This is a genomic window from Brunnivagina elsteri CCALA 953 (assembly GCF_002289455.1).
Classification (GTDB): domain Bacteria; phylum Cyanobacteriota; class Cyanobacteriia; order Cyanobacteriales; family Nostocaceae; genus Brunnivagina; species Brunnivagina elsteri.
The window spans coordinates 1-24483 of the sequence record NZ_NTFS01000048.1 but is presented as its reverse complement, the minus strand read 5'-3'; the positions used below and the strand labels follow the sequence as shown (position 1 = coordinate 24483).

Genomic DNA, 24483 nt, shown 5'->3' with positions numbered 1-24483 from the left:
GTTGTTCTATTTCCCCTCCAAGTATTGCAATGTCTGTCTAAACCTATTCTGCGTCTTCCTAAAAGAGTCGCACCCAAAGCGTTTTGCCAAATTGAGTCCGCCCCAAGTTAGAAGGAGCGGGAAGATGCCGTAGAAGATGCAAATACTTAACAACAGTAGGTGTCCACGGATTGATAGCGATCGGAGAAATGCGATCGCCGCGAGTCCTGGACCAATCAATAGTAGTATCAAAATCAAAGGTAAGTAAATCATAGGGTTTTCCAGTACAATGATGCGAAAAACAAGTGGGAAAAGTACAGGTTAACGGAATTTATCGCTGATTTATTTTCCCGATGCCCTCAGCCTGCTTGTTGACGATTTTCGGGTTTCCATAGTAGTTAATTTCGCCAATACCAGATGACTTTATATCCAGTTGTCTTGTCACATAGAGGTCAACACTACCGACTGCATTTGAATTGACCTTGGCATTGACAGCACGCAAATTCTTTGCATCTACACTGCCAACACCCGACAGTGTAATGTCCACTTCCTTTGTTTCACCAGATGCCCTGAAACTTCCAACTCCAGTCACCACTATCTCCAAGCGATCGTTTTTAATGTTAGATAGATTCGCTTCACCGACCCCATCAAAGACGAACCGCTTCACATCAGGAGTGGATACGATGATCTGTAATTTTTGCTGAGGACTGTATCCTTTAGTTCCTCGAATGTACAAAGTACCGTTTTTAACTTCAGTGGTAATTAATGGGATGATGTTATCGTCGCCACTGATTTCGAGACTCTGCTGCCCTTGAGAACGCACTGCGATCGCACCGACATACTCCACATCTAGAGCATTGAAGGAGGCAAGATATCTAGTTTCCGTCTTAGTAATACCACTTCCTTTAATATTTGAGGGGATGCCAATAACAATGCATCCAGCCAAGCCGAACGCTAATCCAATACTGAGCAGTGTCAATCTCTTCATAGGGTCTTTCACTCCGTTAATAATAATATCTTCTAATAGCTAAGTCAGTGTTTCAGATAGGTTTCGGGTAAGATGGTTTCAGTCATAATTTTGGAGAATGCCTCAAACTGCTCAAAGACGACAGAATGCGCTGCGTTCTCAAAGGTAAACCGTTGCTTGTGGGGTGTTTTTCTCTAGGTTCTTTCTTATTCATCTTTTAATTCTCCGTATTTATAGCAACACAATAAACACTGTGCGCTGAGTTGATACTGATAGACCCCGCGCGATCGCGCCACAACGAACGCAGCAAATATTGAGTGGAGTCGGCGTGAGGTAGACGAGAAGAGTCATTAGCCATGCTGCGGTTCGCCTTGTTTATTTAGGATTGCTGTAAATTGTATAAGTTCTAATAAAACATTCAAAAGATAGAGGTTATATGGAGCAAATTTTGTAAATATTGAGTTTGTGGTCAAAAAGTTCAAGTTAATACTCAATTACAACTTGACTAAGATAGAGCCAAATTCCAGAAATTAAACAATCTTAATGTCTACTATAGGAGAAAGACAACTAAAAAGCTCTTTAAAAACCCAAAAAATTGCAGTCAAAATACTAGATTGAACCTCTTATCTGACCGTGTTTTGAGGATAAAAATATGCAGAAATTTTTTCTAACATCATTGCTGGGAATATTATTCAGCTAATTGAGTTAATTTATGCTGAATCGTCGTCTATCTGCCCTCTTAATCAAAGAAGCCACTGAACTGTTAAGAAATCGCCAACTGGTGATTTTCCTAACCATTGCCCCAATCATTTCAATGGTGATTTTTGGCTATGTCCTCAATTCTAATGTTACCAATCTGCGCCTCAGCATTCTAGATCAAAACCAAGTGGCAATCAGCCGGGAACTGGTGGATGCCTTTACAGCTAATCACGTTTTTCTTGCCGATCGCTATCCTCATAGTCAACAAGACCTGACGCAGCAAGTCGAACGCGGACAGGTTGACGCTGGATTAATGATTCCATCGAACTTTAGCCGCGATCTCCTACAAACCGGCAAATCAGAAATAGCCGTGGTTATTGATGGGATTAATGCCTACACTTCCGGGCTGGCTAAAGGCTACATCACTGAAATCATTACCCAATTCAATCTTGATTTGCTCAAACAGTATCAACCTGTATCCACTCAGCTAGAAATTCCCTTGCGATCGCAGATTACATTTCGCTATAACCCTGGAATGCTCGATAGTTGGTTCTTTGTACCCGGCGTGATTGGTGTCATTATGACGTTGAGTGCAATTCTCGCCGCCGCAGTAGAAGCAGTTAGAGAAAAAGATCAAGGCACTTTGGAGCAATTGCTAATGACACCAGTTGCCTCTACTGCAATTTTGATCTCAAAAATTGTGCCTATTTCGGCTTTGCTAACTGGAACATTACTAGTGTGCTTTGTAACTGCCAGTTGGGTATTTCAACTGCCATTTCGGGGCAATTTATTCCTGTTATTATTCTTTTCTATTCTCTACATTCAAATTGGTGTTGCTATTGGGTTGGCAATTTCCACCTTCTCTAAAAACAAATTACAAACCATATTGGTAGGTATCTTTTTAAACATTCCCATCATTTTGCTGGGGGGTGCAGTCACAGCAGTTAATAGTATGCCATTGCTATTTCGTTGGATTGCTCAGATTAATCCCCTTTATCACTACCTAGTTATCTTCCGTAGCATTCTTCTCAAAGGTGTTGGATTAGAGGTTTGGTGGTTCCATGCGATCGCCATGATTTTGTTTGCAGCTTTGACCTTGCTTGTAAGTGCAAATCGCTACCGAAATCAACTCAGTTAAATCGAGTATTAATTCAAATTTAACAAATTTAGATTTAAGGGTGTATTTTATGACTCAACTTACAAAGATTTCGCCTCCTTCCACAGAAGCAAAACCGATTGAACTCCCCAAACCGCAGCCTCCCAAACCACCTTCCCGGCGATGGCTGTGGTTATTAATTGGGATCATAGCGATCGCGGGAATCGGAGTTGGAAGTTGGTATTGGCTATTTCGTCCCAAAAACACTAATGCAATTCAATTTAGTGGTCGCATCGAAGGTTATGAAACTGATGTCAGCACCAAAGGCACCGGTCGCGTGGAAGCAGTGACGGTACGAGAAGGAGCAGTTGTTACCAAGGGACAATTACTGATACGTCTAAGTGATGATGAAATTAAAGCAGAACTAGCAGGAGCAACGGCACAGGTTGAAGCTGCAAAGCAACGAGAAGCCGCAGCCCGTTTGCAGATATCGGTGGTAGAAAGTCAAATTGCCGATACAAAGTTGAATTTACAGCAGTCTGAGGGGGATACAGAAGGTAAAGTGGCAGAATCAGAAGCAATGGTTGCCACTGCAACGGCTCTCTTAAAACAGGAACAAGCACGGGTTGGAGAAGCCAACGCCTTGTTAGAACAGGCGCGAGTCGATCGCGATCGCTTTGTTCGCCTAGCAAACCTGGGTGCAGAAACCCAACAACGGGGAGACCTGGCACAAACTGCCTTCAATACAAGCCTGGCTGCTCTTCAAAGCCGTGTGGCGGCGGTAGAAGTGGCGCGTCATGCGATTAAAGTTGCTCAGGGAAAATTGACCCAGGCGCGTACAACAACACTCAATCCCAATCGTCAGGAAACGAATATCAACCGTTTACAGGTTCAACTAAACCAGTCAAAGGTGGCGCTGTTGGGAACTCAAGCTGATATGAAAACAGCCGTTGCTAATTTACAACTGATCCAAAGTCGCTTGAATAATTTAACTGTAACCAGCCCTATCAACGGTGTTGTTACAACCCGCAGCGTCGAACCTGGAACCGTTGTCTTGCCCAGTCGTCCCCTATTGCGAATTGTAGATTTGAATCAGGTTTATCTACGGGCTTTCATTCCCGGCGGACAGGTGGCTCAAATTCGGGTCGGGCAACCTGCGAAAGTTTATCTCGATAATGACCCAAAGCACCAAAAGCCAATCAAAGCAATGATTTCAGCCGTTGATGCCAAAGCATCGTTTACACCAGAAAATGTTTATTTCCAAAAAGACCGAGTAGAACAGGTATTTGGTGTGAAACTAACCATTGATCAACCAGGTGGTTTTGCTAAACCTGGTATGCCTGCGGATGCTGAAATTCCACATATTTAAAGTTGTGCATCTGCTTCTTATTTCGCAAAAACTCTATTCAACATTCAACCCAACAATCCAATGATTAATCATCAATCTCAAGCTACAAAAGGTGTTGCTTCTCCAAGAGACGATTCGGCAGATATGACACGGGGAAATCGTGTTGCAGTTTTGCTTACAGGTTATGGTGAAGTACAATCTTATCGTGAACTGAGCGTTTATAACCGGGCTGCTAGTAAATATATTGCGGCTCAGTTTCTGCCAATTCCAGATTGGTTGTATCCCCTAGCTGGTAAAATTCTCGCACTCCAAGATTTGTACAATTTCGGAGTCAAACATCATCAATTTGTTTCCCCCGAAAATGAGATTTTTGAGCAGCAGCGACTCGGCATCGAAAACCAGTTGCAAAATCGATGGGGAAATAGAGTAGAAGTATTCAAGGGCTTTTATTTTTGTAAGCCTTTCGTGCAAGAGGCTGTAGCAGAGATTATTCAGCAAGGCTTTGAGAGCTTACTGATTTATCCTTTGCTCGTTGTCGATTCTGCTTTTACTGGTGCAATTGCGATCGAACAAGTAAATGAAGTTATTAGCGCAAACGCACAGGCTGATTGTTCTCAAAACTCTCCATTTAAATCGATTCGATATATTCGATCTTTTGCCACTGAACCTGATTATATCGATCTGATGGTGCATCAACTCGAAGAAACCCTGACTCAACAGGATATCAGTTGCTTTTTTGAGTCTCGAGTTGGTATAGTTCTCACTGTTCATGGTGGTCCTGAGAAAGCCCAAGGACTATTGACAGGTACCATCGATGGGCAAGCACTTTATGATGGTGTGCGATCGCAATTACAACCGCGATATCCATTAATCTCGATCGGTTGGATAAATCACGATATGCCATTTATCAAGTGGTCGCAACCCGATCTCAAGCAAGCTGCGACAAGTTTAATTAAAGCAGGTGCCCAAACTATTTTGTTTAAACCACTCGGTTGGGTGACAGAGAATTATGAAACAATTCTCGATGTGGAGGATGCAATTAAATCTTTACGTCGTCAGCATCCAGAGATAAATTATGTGAGGAAAGAGTGCGTCAATGATGATCCAGACTTTTTAGCGATCGCCGCAGGATGGGCAAGTTTACAGATCGAATCTATGCTAATTACCCAACCAAATTTAGTCGGATAATTTTCTACTTACCGATCGATGAAATTACAGGATCGATCTCATGAATATAAATTGTAGGCGGTCGCATAGCCATGTCGAATATAAAACTCAGTCAAAGATGCGAACTGGTTAAGGCTTATATCCTAATCAATCAATTCATCCAGTAAATCAAACAGTAGTCATTTAGATTATTTGGAGGCAGTTAATTAGCGCAAGGGAACGATCTTCCAAACCTTGCAGTTTTCTTATACTTCGCGCACAGACTGACATGGAGGTTTGCCAACAGCAAAAGTTGTGAGGAAGCCTTCAAAAATTCTCCAGGTTACTAAAGTCCTTTAGAGCAAGATTGTGTAAGTTATGAATATCCTGTTCCAGTCCCTTCAGATGGGCGATCTGATACTTCCAAATCGAATCCTGATGGCTCCGCTTACCCGTTCTCGTGCCGAAGGGCATTTACCAAGTAGTTTGATGGCTAAATATTATGCCCAACGAGCTAGTGCTGGACTGATTATCGCTGAAGCGACAATGATAATGCCAGGAAACTCCGCTTTCTGGCAAGAACCGGGAATTTACTCCGATGCCCAGATTACGGGGTGGCAGAAAACTACAAATGTAGTTCATGCTGCTGCTGGTCGGATTTTTCTGCAAATTTGGCATGGAGGTCGGGCTTGTCACCCTCTGTTAAATAATGGTCAGCAACCCGTCGCCCCCAGCCCAATCGCGATCGTGGGATATGAAGTGCATACTCCAGAGGGCAAAAAGCCCTATGTTATGCCCCGCGAACTACGTGATGACGAACTCCCTGTCATTGTGGCTGGTTTTAAACAGGCGGCGGTAAATGCTAAAGCCGCAGGCTTTGATGGTGTAGAAGTACATGGCGCAAATGGTTATCTGCTAGATGAGTTTCTGCGGGATGGCTCGAATCATCGGACGGGAGCCTATGGCGGATCGCTCGAAAACCGATCGAGGTTGATGCTCGAAGTTCTCTTAGCGGTATCCTCTGTCTACGGTAGCGATCGCGTTGGGCTGAGAATATCGCCACTGAACAGTTTTAACAGCATGAAAGATAGCGATCCGATCGGTTTATCTACTTGGTTGGCAACCAAACTTAACGAGTACGATCTTGCCTATCTCCATGTGATGCGGAGTGATTTTGCTGGGCAACAAAGCGGCGATATCATGAAACCGATCCGCGCCCATTATCAAGGAATACTCATTGGCAATATGGGATATACGGCGGCAGAAGCTGAGGCGGCGATCGCGGCAGGACAGATTGATGCCGTTGCCTTTGGGTCTAGTTTCCTCGCTAATCCCGACCTACCGGAACGAATTAAGCAAGGTGCTGCGCTAAATCAGCCAAATCCAGCGACATTCTATTCCGAGGGAGCTGTGGGATATACTGACTATCCAACCTTGAGCAACTCATAAAGGTTTTTTAATCGATCGAAAAAGAGTTGAAATGTACTATTCCACTGCAAAGTTTAACAGATCGGCGCGCGTTGGCGTAGCCTCGGCTCTGCCGAATCGACCTATTTTTGATGTTTTACAGGAAAAATAAGATTATGGTTTCTCCAGTTAATCTCAAGACTGTAGCTAGTTTACCTGCACAAGAAGTGAACGGCTTGCCGTCTGCAACTGCAATCGTTCGACTCAAACAAGAAGGCTATAACGAACTACCTTCGGCACAAGCACGGAATCTTTTATCACTCGTTTGGGCGGCAGTACAAGACCCGATCTTTCTCTTACTTGTTGGCGGCAGCATTATTTATTGGATTTTAGGCGACCTTCAGGAAGCCTTAATCCTAATAGGTTTCGTCTTTTTCATGACCGGAATTAGTCTCTATCAGGAAGGTAAAACCGAACATGCATTAGCAGCCTTACGGGATCTTTCCAGCCCGCGTGCCTTGGTGATTCGAGATGGACAGCGCAAACGCATTGCCGGGCGGGAAGTCGTGCGGGGCGATCTCTTAGTGTTAGCAGAAGGCGATCGCGTGCCTGCGGATGCGATCGTCTTATCCTGTAGCAACCTCTCCACCGATGAATCATTATTAACTGGGGAATCCCTCACCGTTCGCAAAGTTGCCGCTGAAGGCAAGGTAGAGGGGATGCAATGTCCGGGGGGCGATGGATTGCCGTTTGTCTATTCTGGGACATTGGTGGTACAGGGGCAAGGTATCGTCGAAGTCCGATCGATCGGTACCCAGACAGAGATGGGCAAGATTGGCAATGCCTTACAACAGGTAAAGATCGAAACAACCCCGTTGCAGCGGGAAATGACTCGACTAGTAAGCCGCTTATTTGGGATCGCATTAGCGTTTTGTGTAGCGATCGTGATTATTTATGGCTTCACTACCGGAGATTGGCTCAAAGGCATTCTCGCAGGCATTACCCTCGCAATGGCGATTTTGCCGAATGAATTTCCGGTCGTCGTCACTGTCTTCCTCGCCCTGGGAGCCTGGCGAATTTCACGGCATCATGTCCTAGCGCGGAAGGCTTCCGCCGTGGAAACTTTGGGTTCGGCAACTGTCCTATGTGTGGATAAAACTGGAACGCTGACGCTGAATCAGATGGCTGTACAACAGCTATTTCCTTATTGCCAAAATACTCAGCCCTACGATTTGGGACAGCATTCACGCGAGCCATTACCCGAATTCGTTCACGAACTAGTCGAATACTGCATTCTCGCCAGTCAACGCGATCCCTTCGATCCGATGGAGAAGGCATTTAAACAATTAGGCGATCGCTATCTCGCTCACACCGAGCATTTGCACAAAGATTGGCAGCTATTACGGGAATATCCGCTTTCACCGCATCTGCTAGCAATGTCTCACGTTTGGCGATCCTCTGATGGGAAACAGTATGAAGTTGCCGCCAAAGGCGCACCAGAAGCGATCGCCGATTTGTGTCACTTCACACCCCAACAGCAGCAAAGCCTAGCCGCCCAAGTCAGTGAAATGGCAAATTTAGGCTTGCGGGTATTGGGCGTTGCTAAAGCGGCTCTAGTAGGCGCACCTCCACCATTTTTACCGCCTCATCCATCGCTGAATCCCGCACATTTACCAGAAAAACAGCACGATTTCCCTTTTGAATTTCTCGGATTAGTTGGACTTTCCGATCCCGTGCGTCCGACTGTAGCGGCGGCGATTGCCGAATGCCATACTGCTGGCGTGCGAGTGGTGATGATTACGGGTGATTATCCAGGTACAGCTCAAACGATCGCGCGGCAAATCGGCTTACGGGAAACAGAAAATATTATCACTGGCGCAGAACTCGATCGCCTGAGCGACACCGAACTCCAGCAACGAATTGAAACTATAAATATCTTCGCCCGCGCCATTCCCGAACAAAAATTGCGATTAGTCAATGCTTTGCAAGCTAAAGGCGAAGTCGTTGCCATGACGGGGGATGGTGTGAATGATGCCCCCGCGCTCAAAGCTGCTCAAATCGGGATTGCGATGGGGCAACACGGTACGGATGTGGCGCGGGAATCGGCGGCGTTGGTACTATTAGATGATGACTTTTCTTCGATCGTGCAAGCAGTCAAACTCGGACGACGCATCTTTGACAATCTGCGGAAAGCAATGGCATATCTAGTCGCAGTTCATATTCCGATCGCGGGGATGTCTTTAATCCCAGTTTTGTTTAAATTGCCATTAGTATTGCTACCGATTCATGTTGCCTTTCTCCACTTGATTATCGATCCGGCTTGTTCGATTGTGTTAGAAGCCGAACCCGCCGAACCCAATGTCATGAATCGTCCGCCGCGCAATCCACTGGAGCCATTATTCGGTCGCAAAACGATCGGTTTAGCACTACTACAAGGACTAGGAAGTTTGGCGATCGTCGCCACGATCTTTGGGATTTCGGTTTATCGCAACCAAGGCGAATTAGATGCTCGTGCCTTAACATTTACCACATTAATTTTAGCAAATTTAGGATTGATTCTCAGCGAACGTTCGACATCGCGCCTGAGTCTCAAAGTTTTCAAAGATCCTAATCCTGCCTTGTGGTGGGTAATTGGTGGCGGACTGATTTTTCTCGCGCTTGTACTTTATTTGCCATTCTTGCGGAACTTGTTTAGCTTCTCATTTTTACATTCAATTGATCTAGCGATCTGTTTGGCAGGTGGAGTGATTAGTTTGGTTTGGTTTGAGTGCCTCAAGTTGCTGAATAAAATTAAAACCAATAGATCATAGGCAAAAGTATGGCACTGTTGAAGATGATAGTTATCTCATCTCTTCAATTCTTAAATTGTTTTTAACAATTTGTATCGTAATCAATCAATTCATACAGTAGATCGAACAGTGATTACTCAAAGTAGTAGGTAAGCACAATTTCTTGCTTAATTCGGATTTTTAAATAAGACAGAGCAGTTAGATTATGTATCTAAAAATCCTATCCAAATTACGGTCGGTTCGGTCATTTTTTAAGCCCAAAAACAATTCGTTTGTACTACTTTTTTCGCTCTATTGCGAATTTTCGCAATTAACTCAACAAAAAAGACGAATGCACGAATCTCCCAAAAAAAAATCAGTTAGACTCTCAAAAATTTACAGAGTCTGAATACCTCATTCTATCGTTGAGAAAATATTTTTCTCTGGGAAAAGTCTCCGAACCGATAGTAATTTTTCATTGTTCGGTTGTTTTTATTAGTTTTTCATCAGGAGTCTTATGGTAAGCAAAATTGAGTTAAGCAAATCTTTGCCGCGTGAGCGATGGGGCGAATTTTTTGACCAGTTTTCCGATGGTAATCGTGGACGGCAGATTTCGATTGAAAGCATCAGTTTAGAACTCGGTGATGAAACGTTGATTCAGAACGCACCTTTGCTGGCGATAGTTTATGATCGCCCTGGCAAAGGTAATGATTTGGTGATTGAAGTGGGTAAAGATGAAGTGACTTACGCTCACGCGATCAATGCACCCACTGAAGTTTTAACGGGACAAAATTCAACTGGTCAGATGATCGCACTTTGCATCAGTGATGCTACTGGGACAAAAACGCTAATCAAGCTACAACCCAGTTGAGCCAACAAAACAGCCTTATGGAAGCTAGAACGCTAAAGCCACAAGTGAGGCATCATTTCCCAAACCTGGGCAAGCAACATCGTCGCCTATCCAATCTTGAGCTATCTTGTTGTTTCGCTAGTTAGATTCATCTTTTATAACAAACTATAGTTCATCCAAAAGGAGATCAGATGAGAGTTATTGAGCCTGAAATTGATGAGCAAGTTATTAGTTCTGGATGGACAACGGCGATCGCTGTTCTCATGATTATATTGGGTATTATTGCGATCGCATTTCCTTTCCTGATCGGCGTTGCTTCAACCCTAATGTTTGGCTGGATATTCATCTTTGCAGGCATTATTCAAATTGTTTATGCCTTACAGTCAAGAGGTGCAGGTCAAGTCATCGGGAAGCTGATTCTTGGTTTGTTATATCTCTTCGCTGGCATTTTCGTGGTGGCAAAGCCGCTCGAAGGGGTACTTGCCCTGACGCTAGTGCTGGGCATTACCATTTTTGTCCAAGGCATTATTCAAGTGTCGATGGCGTTTCAACTGCGCCGAACTGCACCGAACTGGATATGGATGGTTGTAAGTGGCATCATCGGCATTATTTTCGGTATTTTCATTTGGTCGAGCTTTCCGTTTAGCGCCGTTTGGCTAATTGGCACTTATATTGGCGTAAATCTCTTGTTCGATGGCGTTTGGATGCTCACCGTAAATTCAGGACAGCGACGCGCTTTACAGTAGAGCTTTAGAGCTATCTGACAAGCCCGAAGCATTACCGCTATCAAAACAAATATTACGGATGATGAAAGAGATGAGGTGTATTTTTTCACATTCTCTTTTAACTGCATGAGGATATTCAAAATGGCTTCTCTAAAAATGGGGTTACAACGATCTAGTAGAATTGTCCGTCAGTTGTCTGTGGTCGTTGTGAGTGCGATGCCCTTGGCAACCATCTTCTATGGTATCGCACTCAGTTTAGGAAGCTGTGCGTCGAATGTGTCTCCTCAACCTCAATCTACTACTAGTCGAAAACAATTGCAGGTTGTGACAACCTTCATTCCAATTACAGACTTTACCAAAGGAGTTGCGGGCGATCGCGCCCAAGTGACACAACTGTTACCAACCAATGTTGGTCCCCATGACTTTCAGGCAAAACCAGAGGATGCTCAGAAGCTGGTTAAGGCTGATGTGCTGGTAAAAAACGGATTAGGAGTGGAGGGATTTCTGGATGAATTGGTTAAAAATGCAGGCAATTCAAACCTGAAGATTATTGAATCAAGCAAAGGAGTACAGACAATATCTACAGAAGCAATCAATGCCGGAGCAGGCGCAAAACCCGATAAATCCAAACATGAAGAATTCAATCCCCATATCTGGCTCGATCCCAAGCGAGCCATCCGCCAAGTAGAAAACATTCGGGATGGGTTAATTGCTGCTGACCCCAGTGGGAAAGAGATTTACACCGCCAATGCCGCCGCTTATATGCAACGGTTGCGAGAACTGGATACGGAAACCACAAAAATGCTGCAACCCTTTGCGGGTAAAACCTTTGTTGCCTTCCACGACTTTGCACCCTACTTTGCTCAGAGCTACAACTTGAAAGCCAACTTTCTGGTGGATGTGCCAGAAGACAATCCATCCCCCAATGACGTGAAGCGGGTGATGAATACCGTGAAGACAACCAATCTCAAAACCCTTTTAGCGGAACCCCAGGGTGGAGAAGATGCATTTGCAGCACTGGCAAAGGATTTGAAGGTTCGAGTCAGCACCTTTGACCCGATGGAAACCGGAAGCCCAGAAGCTCTGCAATCAGAGTATTACATCACCACCATGCGCCAGAATGTCAAAACTATGGTGACAGCATTTACTGGTAAACAAGGAGGCTAATTGAAAGAAATCGTCTTATCAGTGAAGGAGCTAACCGTTTATCGGGAAAGCTACGCAGCAGTGCAAGATGTTTCGTTCTCCCTAGAGTCAGGAACGGATACATCGATCGTCGGACCCAATGGAGGGGGTAAAACGACATTGGTGCAAGCCATTTTGGGAATTTTGCCCAGACATTCAGGTGAAATATTCATCCTGGGTCAACCCCTCACTCGCAAAGGATTTCTCCCATCGCGCCTCCGTCAGCAAATCGCTTACCTACCACAGAACTTTCTGGTCGATCGCCGCATTCCCATGACGGTAGACGAACTGGTGGGCTTAGGTTGGGACAGGTTGGGGTTTCAGTTACCTTGGGCAAACCGCAAAAAACGTGACCGTGCTGTTCGAGATGCTCTAGCACGGGTTAATGGCAGCCATCTCAGAACTAAACTAATTGGTGGGCTTTCTGGTGGTGAAACCAAGCGAATGTTGCTGGCATATTGTTTAGTTTACCCGCGTCGATTGCTGATTCTCGATGAAGCCCCGGCTGGATTGGATATCCGGGCTGAGTCGGAGTTTTATCAACTACTGTATCAACTCAAGCAAGAACAAAATTGGGCAATTTTACAGATTTCCCACGACCTGGATATGGTGCGGCAGCATTGCGATCGCGTCCTCTGTATAAATCGCACCTTACGCTGTCAAGGAACCCCAGAGGTGGCGCTTTCCCCCGATAGTCTTTCTGCTCTCTACGGAACAGAATTTGCTCGATACCACCATTCCCATTAACCCCATTTCATCATGTTTTTTCAAACAGAACTCACCCACGTCATTGAATTGTTTCAACTACCTTTTATGCAACGGGCATTGATGGGCGGTATCCTGACAGGGATCATGGGTGGAATTTTGGGAAGCTTGACAATTTTACGGCAGTTGTCTTTTTTCTGTGATGCACTGGGACATTCAGCCTTGTTGGGCATCAGCATCGGATTTTTATTAGGACTTAATCCATCTCTTGTTTTACTGCCATTTGCGGTGATCTTTGCCTTAGCGGTGTCCTATTTATTGGAACACACCCGTTTATGGACTGATGCACTACTCAATATCATCTATTCCTCATCTTTGGCGATCGCCATCATTATCCTCAGCTTTGTAGGGCAATACAAAGGCGGACTCAATAATCTTTTGTTTGGCGATATTCTGGCAGTTCAACAAGTGGATTTAGGTTTAAGCAGTTTGCTGTTAATCGTCTGCACGATGTTCATTGGGCTGACGTTGCGAACGCAAATGTTACTGACTGTGGATGAATCATTAGCGATTGCTCGTGGTGTGTCAGTATCAACTCATCGTATGGTATTCATTGTGCTGCTGTCCTTGGTGGTGGGAATTTCCATTAAGGCGATCGGTGTGTTACTGGTTAGTGCATTTGTGGTGATTCCAGCTTGTGCAGCTCGCTTGCTTAGTCACGCATTCACAAATTACGTGTTGTTATCAGCAGGACTAGGAGCATTAAGTGCCGTGTTCGGGATGGTGCTTTCAGCTTGGTTTAATTTGCCATCCGGTCCCAGTATTGTAGCGACGCAATTGGTAATCTTTCTCATAGCAATGGTGTTACCTCGTCTTAGCTTACTGATTCATCAGCCCTAAATATCTCTAAAGGAGAAAAAATTATGATTGCTCAGACTCCGATTGCTCAAACTCCAACCGATGAACAAATTCAGATCGATGATTTGTGTATTAACACGATTCGGACTTTATCAATGGACGCAGTTCAGCAAGCTAATTCGGGTCATCCGGGGACACCGATGGCACTAGCTCCTGTGGCTTACTGCCTCTGGCAAAGATTTCTGCGATTTGATCCCAATGATCCCATCTGGGCAAACCGCGATCGCTTTATTCTCTCCAACGGACACGCTTCCATGTTGCTTTACTCACTGCTGCATTTGTGCAGTGTGAAAGCCGTGAACGCTCAGTATGAGCAAGTAGCTAGGTTAGCTGTAACACTTGATGACATTAAACACTTTCGTGAACTCGATAGCAAGTGCCCGGGACATCCTGAATATCGCTGGACTTCAGGGGTAGAAACCACTACGGGACCATTAGGACAAGGAGTTGCAACGAGTGTAGGTATGGCGATCTCATCCCTGTGGTTGAGGAAATATTTCAACCGCCCTGATTTTGAGATGTTTAACTACAATGTTTATGCACTGTGTGGCGATGGCGACATGATGGAAGGTCTTTCTAACGAAGCCGCTTCTTTAGCTGGACATTTCAAGCTGTCGAACCTATGTTGGATTTATGACAACAACCGCATCACCATTGAAGGTCATACCGATCTCACTTTTAACGATGACGTAGCAACTCGCTTTATCGCTTACGGTTGGAACATCACGCGGGTGGGCGATGCTAACGATTTGGAAATGTTGGAGCGAGCATTTAACACGTTTCAGGAAACGAGCGATCGCCCGACATTAATTATTGTGGATAGCCATATTGGTTATGGTTCGCCACATAAACAAGATACCAGTGCCGCCCACGGAGAGCCACTGGGTGAAGCAGAAATCCGCTTAACTAAGCGTAATTATGGTTGGTCTGAGGATGCCAAATTTTTAATTCCCGATGGAGTGCGAGAGCATTTTCAAGCAGGTATGGGGCAGCGAGGCGTGACGCTTCGCGAGGCGTGGATGCAGCAGTTTGAGCAGTATCAAATCCAACACCCAGATCTGGCTCTTCAGCTATATCAGATGCAGCATCGCCAACTTCCTGATGGCTGGGATCAAAATCTGCCGACTTTTCCAGCCGATATCAAAGGAATGGCTGGACGAGAAGCTTCGGGACAGGTGTTAAATGCGATCGCTAAACAAATTCCCTGGTTAATGGGTGGATCAGCCGATCTAGCCCCTTCTACTAAAACGCGCCTTACCTTTGCAGGGATGAAAGATTTTAGCACAGACAACCGCGATGGTCGCAACTTCCACTTTGGTATCCGAGAAAATGCGATGGCATCGATTTTAAATGGGATGTCTCTCAGCAAAATTCGTCCTTACGGTTCTAGTTTTCTGATTTTTAGCGATTATTGTCGTCCGGGGATTCGTTTAAGTGCGCTGATGGAAATTCCGGTGATTTATATCTTCACCCATGACTCCATTGGGCTTGGACAAGATGGACCCACACACCAACCAATCGAGCAGTTAGGATCACTGCGGGGCATTCCTGGACTCATGGTGATGCGTCCCGCCGATGCTAATGAAGTCACCCAAGCATGGCGAGTCATCATGAATCTGCGTCATGAACCTATTTGTCTAGTCCTCAGTAGACAAGATTTGCCAACCTTTGATCGCACTAAATACTCACCTGCTTCTGGTGTGAGCCAAGGGGCTTATGTGTTAGCTGATGCCGATGATAGTCAACCCGATGTGTTGCTGTTAGCGACTGGCAGCGAAGTCTATTTGTGCATCAATGCTTATGAACAACTCAAGACCGAAGGCATTAAGGCGCGAGTAGTGAGTATGCCCTCTTGGGAACTGTTTGAGCAGCAAAGCCAAGCCTACCGAGATAGTGTGATTCCTCCTCAAATCACTGCACGGGTTTCAGTTGAGCAAGCCGCTACCTTTGGATGGGAGCGATATGTCGGGCATCAGGGACACAGCATTGGCATGAAGACCTTTGGCGCTTCCGCACCGCTAAAGGAACTGCAAAAGAAATTTGGCTTCACCGTTGAGAATATTGTGTCGGCAGTCAAAATACAAATAGCCAATCGTTAAATTGAACCCTGAACCCACTGCCACAGTGAATTGACTCCGCCGAACTCACGTTAATAGACATCTCCCGATAATGAATGTAGAGAGGTAGCAGTGCTACCTCTCTACAAGGGTTCTGCATAACGCATATTTAATTTCTGGAGATGTCTAATGTATGAGTGATTCAAATCGAGCTAGCAGACAATCCATCGATCAAGAACGACGTGAAATTTTACAGCAGATCGAGGAATGGCTAGAAATACCCATGCTCGTATTGAGTTTCGTCTGGACAGCGCTGCTGATCATTGAATTTGTTTGGGGACTTAGTTCACTTTTAAATGCAGTCAGTACAACGATTTGGATTGCTTTTATCGTAAACTTCACACTTCAATTCCTGCTTGCACCCCAGAAACTCAATTATTTAAAGCACAACTGGTTAACCGCGTTTGCGCTTCTTCTCCCAGCAGTGCGGATATTTCGTGTGACGCGAATGATTCGGGTGTTAGGAACCGCACCTGGGGTGCAAGGAGTGCAACTGCTGCGCGTTCTGATTCGGATCAATCGGGGAATGAAGACGCTTTCTAAAAGTGTTAGCCGTCGCGGATTTGGTTATGTCGTCGCGTTAACGCTGCTTGTTGTCTTTACTGGAGCCGCAGGAATGTATGTGTTTGAGCGAAACATCCCCAATAGCACACTCACGAATTATGGTAATGCACTTTGGTGGACTGCAATGGTCATGACAACAATGGGATCAGATTACTTTCCCAAAACGCCATTTGGTCGAGTGCTGTGTTTTTTGTTAGCTTTATATGCCTTTGCAGTATTTGGATATGTCACTGCAAGCATTGCCACGTTTGTTGTGGGTCAAGAGGCAAACGATGATGAAGGTGAAATTGCCAGCGATAAATCGATTAAAGCACTCCAAGCCGAAATTGCTGCATTGCGGAAAGATATCCAAGCCCGTCCATAGCCGAATGGTAGAAAAAGTTACATTAGACTTCTTCCCAGAAGTCTAATGAATTAAGAGTTAAAAGCCTTAGGCAGGAACCGAAATACTGATTTTATGACTGATTCTGTCTAGCATCTCCTTAGCATAACTAACATCCTTGTCACTACCTGTCACAAGCATGATAAACTCACCTGCTTGGATTTGAGTTTCATACTTTAGTACCTCATGCTTGGGGATTCCTAGCCCGGTCAAAGCACCAGCCAGTCCCCCTACAGCAGCAGCACCAGCAGCACCAACAAGTGTTCCTTCCAACCAACCCGCTAATACTCCAGCAATGGGTCCAGCAATGATAATAGGAGCGATTCCGGGAATAAACAGTACCCCAGCCCCTGCTAAAATGCCAAACAAACCTCCAACGAAGCTACCCCAATAACCACCACCTGCGGCTCCGGCTTTAGCAGTATCTTTCCAGGTGAGAAATCCGCGCACATGTTCAGTAGTCTGGTAGTCTTTGCCAATGATCGAGAGCTTTTGCATATCAAAGCCTTCTTTTTGCAATTCCAATACAGCCCTTTCTGCTTCTGCATGGGAGGGGAAATGAGCAGCAACTGTATGTGTATATGTCATGACTTTATTTCCTTTATTTATGTCAACTAACTTCTAAGGACAAACTTGATTTAAGAAGGCAGAGGGCAAGAGAAATACTGCCTCCTTCACTTATGTCTTAATTCTCCGTAGTTCCCGCAGCAACTTTAGCATCTAGTCTGGCAGCGATCGCTTCTAAGGTTGCTTTTTCAGCTTCTTCTATTGTCGCCATTGCTAAGAAAGCTACTGTATTTGCATGGTTTTCAGCTCTATCTGCCCGATGTTCAAGTTTCTTGACATTGCGACTCGTTTTCCATTCCTCGACCTTCGACTTCACTTCAGATTCTTTTTCCTCGAATTGAGTTTTGAGCTTTGCCCGGTACTCATCGAATTCTTGTTTCTTAGCATCTAGCTTTGCCTTTCCTTCATCAAGCTGAGATTGAATCTCAGCTTGAGTTTTTTTCGGTAGAGATTGAATGCTTTCTCTAAGTGATTTTGCCCTCTCTTCAACTGCTTCTAAATTGTCATGCAGGTTTTTGGTGAAGTTGTCAATTGTAGTACTCATGATGCTTCCTATAGTATGTTTATTTTCTGAAATTTAGCTCTATCCTCATCAAGTTTTGATTGAATATTAACTTGAGTTTTTTCACCACAAGCTCAATAGTTACAAATTTTGCCCAATATAATCTCTACCTTTGGAATGTTTTAGTAGAACTTATACAATTCATACATAATTTTAACCATAGAGTTTGACAATTCTAAGCTTTCTAATTCTTTGAATTGAAAATATGCAATAATCTGCCTGTAAAATTTTTGATTTTCATCTTCATATACTTTTTTGTTAAATGCAATTAACGAACCAATAATTTTAATTAGCTCTAATTGTAATGCGATTTCTGAATGATATAAACTATGTGATTCCTTTTGATATTTATTCAAGTCTCCTAACCATTCTCCACAGTGATTGCAATATCCAAGACGTGAGTTATAAACGATTATAGGTAATTTCTGATTACAATGAAGACATTGAGTAATTAGGGGATAATGATGATGAAAACATATAACAACTGGTTGAAAACACCAGATTAACGGTTCGTATATAGATAATTGATTTTGATACCAATAGCTATAACAGAAAGGACACCAGGCTCTCCAATATCTGGAGTATACAAATCATAACTTGGATATAAAGCTAGGTTATTAGACTGCATTTTCTTTTCCTATTGAATCTCGCACAGGTTTGCGAATACCAATTGATTTTCTTCGTTTTTTTGGCTCAATATCTTGAGGTTTGATTTCCGGTTGTAAAGGATAATTTTGTCTAGAGATAGGGGGACGGGATAAACCTAATTCTTGATATAGTTCTTCTTTCTTTCCTTCAATTTCTGCATATCTAGCTTCTCCCTGTTTAATATGCTTGAGAATATTGCGACATTGACCAACTGATAAAGCTCTGTTTTCTAAATGCTTGAGCGTCACAGTAGAAGCATTTTCATTTAATGCCTCTCCAAGAGCATTTCTTGACCAATTTTTGAGGATACCAACACATCCTAAACTACGTGAATACAAATACTCCCAATGTGATAAGAAATCTGGTGGTTCTCTGGTTGGTATTTGACGCTGGAAATTCCAAATTACTGAGTGCCAAATTTCTCTATCTTCTTGAAATTCAGCATTATAACGAGGTAAATGGATATAAATACTACGGCGACTCAATTGGTCTCCTATATCATGGAGAGTAAGTAAATCATAAGTACCAATTAGCCCATGTAAAACATGAGTGATATTTGCTAGTGATTTAATTGCCTCAGGTACATCAGTTAGTTTTCGCCCACTTGCTACAGCTAATAGGTGATGTGCTTCATCAATAAAAAAAATCTTTGGCTTTCTTTGTTTTAATGCTTGCTCTAACGCCCAACCTAATTCAGTTTCCAAAATTGCTGGTTTAATTATTAATTGACCAATAAGAACTTCTATGATTCTGCATCTGTTTTTTCAACTGAGCAGTAGCTAATTCTATTTCTTTTTCAGACCGCCCTCTAAATAAAGGATAGTATTCGCTAATACACTCTACCCAAAGCCCTTGAATATAAGCATAAGCAATTCCTGCATTAAATGGGTCGTACCTAACATTAATCAAAGTTCTTTCTACTTGTGGGTCGCGAAATGTTTGATGCCAATAATATTTGTTATCTATTTTTATTCCTTTACCTGGTTGAACTAAAGCTTTACCTTTTTTTGTTGTTGGTAAAGTTAAAATACGAAAATTATCATCATAAGGAATTAGACGACCATTACGGCTACCAAATTGGTTAATTCCCATTGTAAAAACTTCATGAGGACTTTGCCCATGTAAGGCTGGATGTTCAGTGGTGTCATATAAAGTCCAATTAATTTTTGCGCTCGACCAAAGTTGGAAATTAAAACCGAACTGTTGGGCATAGTCTAACCCAGGTGGTGATTGCCATTTATTATTATCATCAAGTTGATAGCGGTGAGGACTTTTCTGTGCTAATTTTTCTAATTCTCTTTCTGTCTTACACTCGACCCAACCAGCACTATGAGACCTAATAACAAAAAAATCCGGAGTAATTATTACACCTAAATTACGCCCTGATGCAGAAGAATATTGAATTTTAAAGGGAGGTGGTTGGTCATAATATTCTAAAACATCTCCAGAATGTTCTAATTGATAGATAAAAGGAAGTTCGACTTTATGAGACTCAAATTGAATTGTTACACCCATCTTGCGGCTTGGATAACGTCCCGAAACGTTCTGGCGCCGACTTCCTACACTACGAGACGGACAGGCATTGCGAATCTTCTCAATCTCAATTCGAGCTTGATTTGAAAGACTTTGGTTTACACACCATTGGTTGAATTCTTCTTGTGTCATCATGGCTGCACCCCATCATTACACAACGCAAACATTCTTTGTCTTGACAGACTCTAGTATCTTTTATATATCTATAGTGATGTAAATACGATGTAAATTATCTAAATTTAACCTTACTGTTAATTACGAGAGCATTTAGTTGATACACACTGGTCGCATTTAGAGTGAGCTAAAGAATTAACGTTACGTTGGCGGATAGCGTCTTAGATGATTTAGAAGTATGGGCTGCGTCTCAAGGTCGTCCTACAGCTAATCTTGCTGCTTTTTTGATTGAAATGTCGATTAAATTAGCCAAAAATAGTGGTGAATTTCCTGATAATTCTTCAGTTATAACTCGTAAGCCCTAGTCAGAAATTAGACAATTAACTTTTGTTAAAATTGTCCGATTATTTTGTTGATAATTTATTCTTAACCTTTACACTTAAGGTATTGCTTGCTTAACGATTGTAGATGAGTCGGCACTACGTAAAATTGTTCGGTTCTAATCGCAGCAAAGTATTGATACATATTGTTTTTGTGTTCAAATATTATTAAGAAATAAACGCTACATACTTATTACTGAACTAGGAAAAAATATTAGTACTTACGTCCGGTTTATGCTTCCATTTTACGTACTAGGACAAGTTATGCTGACAATGTTAGGAATTGATGACAATTAACTAACGCAACAATAAGGGTTTCAGACCTTAAAATCCTCGCTTATGCTTCCAGACCCTGACAAATTTTGGGTCTGGTTACAGCTTGTCTGACAACTTTATCGACATTAACCGGGCATCACAAACGAACTGTGGAAGAATGGTTTTATGGGAAACCCTACCATTATTCTGTGGAAATTTTACTGCGATGCTTTCATTTAGTGTTTACATTGCAGCAATATTTTAACCAATAAGTTATACGAGTATTTATCACGAAAAAGCTGAGTCAGATTTCTGTATACTGGCGCTAACTACCAAGAAGAGAATGAGCAAATAAAGCGGCTTGAGTACGATCGCGTAAATTCAACCGACTGAGAATATTGGTAACATAATTTTTTATCGTGTTTTCGGAAAGAAACAGCGATTGAGCAATTTCACGGTTATTCGCTCCAGAAGCAATTAACCGCAATACATCTAATTCTCTTGGTGTCAGTTGTGCCAATCCAGGGTGTGGTTCCACAGTTGGGATAACATTAGTAACTGGCATCAGTGCTTTTGCAAACAATCCAGGACCGTACTTGGGTAAATGCTTTGATTTCCTCTATTTCTTCAGTATCTGATTTTCCAGAATCAAGATAGATTTTCAGACGTTTTAAAGCTTGTGGTGAGACTGTTTTTATGTAAGCGATGGGGCTATTTTGGGAACCACTTTTATCTTTGAAATAGCCACTGTGACTAAATAAAATGGAAAAATTATTAATGTTTTTTAAACCTACATTCATTGCACCCCAACCACCAGAAGATAAACCACCCATTGCCCAATAATCTGCATTGGATAATGTCCGATAGCGTTTTTGGATGATTTTCACAAGTTCGTTACCAATAGCCGTGGATACTTTACCATTAGAACCATCGAAATATTGGGGGTCCCAATACTTACTCGAACCGCGTTTGTCATTACCATCGGGTGTAATTACAATGCTTGGAGGTAATTTACCCGATGCATAGAGTTTTTGCAGAGTCGTAAGGGCATCACCTTTTTTGTCAAACCAATCTTTTGGGTTCCCATGTCCCCCATGAAGGAGGAAAATTACTGGATACTGTTGTCGAGGGTTTTGGTCGTAACCTGGAGGTAGGGAAATTCCATAGGTACGAGTTCCACCCATTGCTAGACTTGTGTAGGTTTCGAGTTTGTAGGTGAGTGGTGTTATCAGGTCGCTAGATTTCGGTTGTGGTGGTAAAGTGGCATTTAGCTGTTGTGGTATTTGGGCTTTGACATCTTGTGGGTAGTGACAGCCAACTAAGGTAAAAGCTGATATTAGTAGGTAAATAGGGTAGTATCCAGGTTTATTCATTGCTTAATTGTAGGGTATGGGTAAAGAAAAACTTATTATATATTTCTGATTTATTTCTGACAAAATTGATTATTTTTTTTGACTGGTGAATGTTTCTTGATGAATTTGCGTTTTCACCCAATTAGCAATGGAAATATTAACTAATTCAAAACATTCTGCCATCACTAAGTGTCCAGCATTGGGAAAATGTAAATGTTGATGATTTGCAAATAAACTTGCTAATTCATTTCCCATTTCGACAGTGAACATTGGGTCTTTGCCACCAGTTAATATTAATACTGGGATATCAGAAATTTTAAATAATGGATTGCGGTTAAAAAAACTGTATTCCCAAAAGATATCTAAGGCTTTATAAGATTGAGAGTCAGTTGGTACAGGACACTCTAAAAAGAATTTTTTAATGACATCATGATTGTAAGTAGAAGAAAACGAATTAGTTATAGACTGTACTCCAGGTAGATGATAGATAAACCTTCCACCCCATTCCATAAACTTCATTAAGGGTATTTCCCACCAAGGTACTAAATTATGAGTTCCCCCTGCGATCGCAATTATGCCACTGACGGGATAGCGCTGGGCAAATTCTAAACCAATGGGAACTCCATAGCTATGACAGCATAAAATGGGTGATTTAATTTCAAAGTATTGTAATAATCTTTTTAAATCTCTACAATGTCTGCCAATTGAATATTTGGGGTAAGAACTTGACTGTCCATGTCCTGCTAAATCGTATGTAAGAGCTTCCCAACCCTGAGTTTGGGCAAATTCATACTGACTACGTAAATTAAACCGATTTCCCGTACCTCCATGTAGAAAAACCATCGCTGGGTTATTCCCTGGAGTGTAGCAAACTTGTAAGTTAACCCCGTTTCGTAGGTTAATTGGACAACCAACTAAAGCATCTTTGATCGAGTAATTTATCATTTACCTATCAGATTAAATGAATATGAAAGGTGAAGTATGAAAGATGAAAGTACCATAATTCATACTCCATACTTCAAAATCTCTGAAGACTAGCAATTAAAACTTGCCATTCATTCAGGGTAAATCAGATTTATGTCAATGTTGTGTCAAAACGGTGGAGATATTGCGACTGGATGTAATTTAAGAAGTGATGAGTAAGTAATTATGAAAGGAAGGCAATATTGCTAATTATCCTTTCCTCTTCACTTTACCCAATGTCCTATCCCTAAATTTGATTATGTCCAAAAAATTCAACTTGACTCCGCTATTTAGCCTGGTTCTACTTGGACTTTCAGTATGGGCAATTAGCAACCAACTGGGGGAGTATAACTACCGTGATGCGATCGCATCTGTAACTGCAATTCCCAAAAACCGTTTGAGTTTATCGATTTGCCTGACTGCGTTGGGGTATCTGGTGATGGTTGGATATGATATTTTGGGGTTTCGTTATACCAAATATTCCCTACACTTGAATAAAGTCGCGTTTGTCAACTTTATTAGTTCCGCTTTTAGTAATACTATCGGTTTTGCTCTACTTACGGGTAGCGCAATTAGGTACCGATTTTATGCGAGTTGGGGAGTTCCGAAAATTGCGATCGCTCAAATTATCGCTTTTACTAATTTCACTTTTTGGTTGGGAATGTTAGCTGTTGCTGGTTTCGTCTTTGTCATCAACCCCTTACCAATTCCCCCACAATTACATTTACCTTTCACAACGGTTCGTCCTGTTGGTGTAATTTTTTTAGTTTTGTTGGTGATTTATTTAACTGCTTGTATTTTTATCAAACAACCTTTGATCATCAAAAACCACGAATTTCGCTTGCCCAATTTTAATACTGCGATCGCTCAAATTATCACTTCTAGTTTTGACTGGTTAATCGCTGCTGCCGTTCTTTACGTCATTTTACCTACCAATACAGCAGTTTCATTTATTGATTTTTTGGGTATTTACTTGCTAGCAATGTTCGCAGGTGTCGTCAGTAATGTTCCCGGTGGCTTAGGTATATTTGAAACAGTGATTTTGCTAATTCTTTCTTCAAAAATCCCTGCTCCTGCAATTCTCGCTTCAATGCTAGCATATCGGGGTATTTACTACTTCTTACCTTTGCTTTTAGCTGCAACCTTACTTAGTATATTTTCAATTATACAAAAAACGTATCCGCTCGGTAAATCGGGGTAGAAAAAAAATCAGAATGTAAATTGGTACAGACTGCATTATAGAATATGAGACA

Annotated in this window: 23 protein-coding genes; 15 read left to right on the top strand and 8 right to left on the bottom strand. The window is 42.6% G+C overall.

Annotation, left to right across the window (positions count from 1 at the left end; genetic code table 11):
* Nucleotides 1-310: 310 nt before the first annotated feature.
* On the bottom strand, nucleotides 311-967 hold the full coding sequence (locus CK510_RS06680; protein WP_095720956.1) for a head GIN domain-containing protein: 657 nt from the start codon (nucleotides 965-967) through the stop codon (nucleotides 311-313).
* Between the two features lie 691 nt (nucleotides 968-1658).
* On the opposite strand from CK510_RS06680, the gene CK510_RS06675 reads away from it, so the two are divergent.
* The 12 genes from CK510_RS06675 (at nucleotide 1659) to CK510_RS06620 (ending at nucleotide 16838) form a co-directional block, all read left to right on the top strand.
* Nucleotides 1659-2783 carry an ABC transporter permease gene (locus CK510_RS06675; RefSeq protein ID WP_095720955.1) on the top strand — a complete coding sequence of 375 codons (1125 nt, stop codon included), beginning with the start codon at nucleotides 1659-1661 and terminating at the stop codon, nucleotides 2781-2783.
* 49 nt (nucleotides 2784-2832) lie between these two features.
* Nucleotides 2833-4110 carry an HlyD family secretion protein gene (locus CK510_RS06670; protein WP_095720954.1) on the top strand — a complete coding sequence of 426 codons (1278 nt, stop codon included), beginning with the start codon at nucleotides 2833-2835 and terminating at the stop codon, nucleotides 4108-4110.
* Nucleotides 4111-4170: 60 nt separating this feature from the next.
* Entirely contained in the window at nucleotides 4171-5277 is a 1107-nt protein-coding gene (locus CK510_RS06665; protein ID WP_095720953.1) for a ferrochelatase, read from the top strand.
* A 336-nt stretch (nucleotides 5278-5613) separates the two neighbouring features.
* Complete coding sequence (locus tag CK510_RS06660; RefSeq protein WP_095720952.1) at nucleotides 5614-6684, top strand: alkene reductase; 1071 nt, start codon at nucleotides 5614-5616, stop codon at nucleotides 6682-6684.
* 134 nt (nucleotides 6685-6818) lie between these two features.
* On the top strand, nucleotides 6819-9452 hold the full coding sequence (locus CK510_RS06655) for a cation-translocating P-type ATPase (protein WP_095720951.1): 2634 nt from the start codon (nucleotides 6819-6821) through the stop codon (nucleotides 9450-9452).
* 505 nt (nucleotides 9453-9957) lie between these two features.
* On the top strand, nucleotides 9958-10281 hold the full coding sequence (locus CK510_RS06650) for a DUF5335 family protein (protein ID WP_245911883.1): 324 nt from the start codon (nucleotides 9958-9960) through the stop codon (nucleotides 10279-10281).
* Between the two features lie 170 nt (nucleotides 10282-10451).
* Complete coding sequence (locus CK510_RS06645; RefSeq protein WP_095720949.1) at nucleotides 10452-11006, top strand: HdeD family acid-resistance protein; 555 nt, start codon at nucleotides 10452-10454, stop codon at nucleotides 11004-11006.
* Between the two features lie 135 nt (nucleotides 11007-11141).
* Nucleotides 11142-12152 (top strand): metal ABC transporter solute-binding protein, Zn/Mn family, encoded by a 1011-nt coding sequence (locus tag CK510_RS06640; protein ID WP_245911881.1) that lies wholly within the window; start codon nucleotides 11142-11144, stop codon nucleotides 12150-12152.
* Complete coding sequence (locus CK510_RS06635) at nucleotides 12153-12917, top strand: metal ABC transporter ATP-binding protein (RefSeq protein ID WP_095720947.1); 765 nt, start codon at nucleotides 12153-12155, stop codon at nucleotides 12915-12917.
* A gap of 12 nt (nucleotides 12918-12929) precedes the next feature.
* Nucleotides 12930-13775, top strand: coding sequence for a metal ABC transporter permease (locus CK510_RS06630; RefSeq protein WP_095720946.1), 846 nt, complete (start codon nucleotides 12930-12932; stop codon nucleotides 13773-13775).
* A 23-nt stretch (nucleotides 13776-13798) separates the two neighbouring features.
* Nucleotides 13799-15892: a transketolase gene (gene tkt / locus CK510_RS06625; RefSeq protein WP_095720945.1), complete on the top strand. Its 2094-nt coding sequence runs from the start codon at nucleotides 13799-13801 to the stop codon at nucleotides 15890-15892.
* A 151-nt stretch (nucleotides 15893-16043) separates the two neighbouring features.
* Entirely contained in the window at nucleotides 16044-16838 is a 795-nt protein-coding gene (locus tag CK510_RS06620) for a potassium channel family protein (RefSeq protein WP_095720944.1), read from the top strand.
* Nucleotides 16839-16904: 66 nt separating this feature from the next.
* Here CK510_RS06620 and CK510_RS06615 read toward each other — a convergent pair whose 3' ends face one another.
* From CK510_RS06615 to CK510_RS06595, 4 genes are all read right to left on the bottom strand, one after another.
* Nucleotides 16905-17444, bottom strand: a complete 540-nt coding sequence (locus CK510_RS06615) for a general stress protein (RefSeq protein WP_095720943.1) — start codon at nucleotides 17442-17444, stop codon at nucleotides 16905-16907.
* A 97-nt stretch (nucleotides 17445-17541) separates the two neighbouring features.
* Nucleotides 17542-17967 (bottom strand): hypothetical protein, encoded by a 426-nt coding sequence (locus CK510_RS06610; RefSeq protein ID WP_095720942.1) that lies wholly within the window; start codon nucleotides 17965-17967, stop codon nucleotides 17542-17544.
* 635 nt (nucleotides 17968-18602) lie between these two features.
* On the bottom strand, nucleotides 18603-19337 hold the full coding sequence (locus CK510_RS06600; protein ID WP_245911879.1) for a TniB family NTP-binding protein: 735 nt from the start codon (nucleotides 19335-19337) through the stop codon (nucleotides 18603-18605).
* 10 nt (nucleotides 19338-19347) lie between these two features.
* Complete coding sequence (locus CK510_RS06595) at nucleotides 19348-20301, bottom strand: TnsA endonuclease N-terminal domain-containing protein (protein WP_095720941.1); 954 nt, start codon at nucleotides 20299-20301, stop codon at nucleotides 19348-19350.
* A 173-nt stretch (nucleotides 20302-20474) separates the two neighbouring features.
* Between CK510_RS06595 and CK510_RS06590 the strand changes: the two genes are divergently transcribed.
* Complete coding sequence (locus CK510_RS06590) at nucleotides 20475-20645, top strand: ribbon-helix-helix domain-containing protein (protein ID WP_169927004.1); 171 nt, start codon at nucleotides 20475-20477, stop codon at nucleotides 20643-20645.
* A gap of 377 nt (nucleotides 20646-21022) precedes the next feature.
* Complete coding sequence (locus tag CK510_RS32590; protein ID WP_211293111.1) at nucleotides 21023-21187, top strand: hypothetical protein; 165 nt, start codon at nucleotides 21023-21025, stop codon at nucleotides 21185-21187.
* 53 nt (nucleotides 21188-21240) lie between these two features.
* Here the strand turns inward: CK510_RS32590 and CK510_RS06585 are convergent, their stop codons facing one another.
* The 3 genes from CK510_RS06585 to CK510_RS06575 form a co-directional block, all read right to left on the bottom strand.
* Nucleotides 21241-21480 (bottom strand): response regulator transcription factor, encoded by a 240-nt coding sequence (locus CK510_RS06585; RefSeq protein WP_373695783.1) that lies wholly within the window; start codon nucleotides 21478-21480, stop codon nucleotides 21241-21243.
* Nucleotides 21467-22288: an alpha/beta hydrolase gene (locus CK510_RS06580; protein ID WP_095720940.1), complete on the bottom strand. Its 822-nt coding sequence runs from the start codon at nucleotides 22286-22288 to the stop codon at nucleotides 21467-21469. The genes CK510_RS06585 and CK510_RS06580 overlap by 14 nt, the downstream gene beginning before the upstream one ends.
* Nucleotides 22289-22357: 69 nt before the next feature.
* On the bottom strand, nucleotides 22358-23212 hold the full coding sequence (locus CK510_RS06575; RefSeq protein ID WP_095720939.1) for an alpha/beta fold hydrolase: 855 nt from the start codon (nucleotides 23210-23212) through the stop codon (nucleotides 22358-22360).
* A gap of 277 nt (nucleotides 23213-23489) precedes the next feature.
* Here CK510_RS06575 and CK510_RS06570 point away from each other — a divergent pair, with 277 nt between their 5' ends.
* Entirely contained in the window at nucleotides 23490-24431 is a 942-nt protein-coding gene (locus CK510_RS06570) for a lysylphosphatidylglycerol synthase domain-containing protein (protein WP_095720938.1), read from the top strand.
* Nucleotides 24432-24483: the final 52 nt, after the last annotated feature.

Coding starts and splice junctions, on each gene's coding strand:
- CK510_RS06680 (WP_095720956.1), bottom strand. CDS start 967: ATGAAGAGATTGACACTGCTCAGTATTGGATTAGCGTTCGGCTTGGCT.
- CK510_RS06675 (WP_095720955.1), top strand. CDS start 1,659: ATGCTGAATCGTCGTCTATCTGCCCTCTTAATCAAAGAAGCCACTGAA.
- CK510_RS06670 (WP_095720954.1), top strand. CDS start 2,833: ATGACTCAACTTACAAAGATTTCGCCTCCTTCCACAGAAGCAAAACCG.
- CK510_RS06665 (WP_095720953.1), top strand. CDS start 4,171: ATGATTAATCATCAATCTCAAGCTACAAAAGGTGTTGCTTCTCCAAGA.
- CK510_RS06660 (WP_095720952.1), top strand. CDS start 5,614: ATGAATATCCTGTTCCAGTCCCTTCAGATGGGCGATCTGATACTTCCA.
- CK510_RS06655 (WP_095720951.1), top strand. CDS start 6,819: ATGGTTTCTCCAGTTAATCTCAAGACTGTAGCTAGTTTACCTGCACAA.
- CK510_RS06645 (WP_095720949.1), top strand. CDS start 10,452: ATGAGAGTTATTGAGCCTGAAATTGATGAGCAAGTTATTAGTTCTGGA.
- CK510_RS06640 (WP_245911881.1), top strand. CDS start 11,142: ATGGGGTTACAACGATCTAGTAGAATTGTCCGTCAGTTGTCTGTGGTC.
- CK510_RS06630 (WP_095720946.1), top strand. CDS start 12,930: ATGTTTTTTCAAACAGAACTCACCCACGTCATTGAATTGTTTCAACTA.
- tkt (WP_095720945.1), top strand. CDS start 13,799: ATGATTGCTCAGACTCCGATTGCTCAAACTCCAACCGATGAACAAATT.
- CK510_RS06620 (WP_095720944.1), top strand. CDS start 16,044: ATGAGTGATTCAAATCGAGCTAGCAGACAATCCATCGATCAAGAACGA.
- CK510_RS06615 (WP_095720943.1), bottom strand. CDS start 17,444: ATGACATATACACATACAGTTGCTGCTCATTTCCCCTCCCATGCAGAA.
- CK510_RS06610 (WP_095720942.1), bottom strand. CDS start 17,967: ATGAGTACTACAATTGACAACTTCACCAAAAACCTGCATGACAATTTA.
- CK510_RS06595 (WP_095720941.1), bottom strand. CDS start 20,301: ATGATGACACAAGAAGAATTCAACCAATGGTGTGTAAACCAAAGTCTT.
- CK510_RS06585 (WP_373695783.1), bottom strand. CDS start 21,480: ATGCCAGTTACTAATGTTATCCCAACTGTGGAACCACACCCTGGATTG.
- CK510_RS06580 (WP_095720940.1), bottom strand. CDS start 22,288: ATGAATAAACCTGGATACTACCCTATTTACCTACTAATATCAGCTTTT.
- CK510_RS06575 (WP_095720939.1), bottom strand. CDS start 23,212: ATGATAAATTACTCGATCAAAGATGCTTTAGTTGGTTGTCCAATTAAC.
- CK510_RS06570 (WP_095720938.1), top strand. CDS start 23,490: ATGTCCAAAAAATTCAACTTGACTCCGCTATTTAGCCTGGTTCTACTT.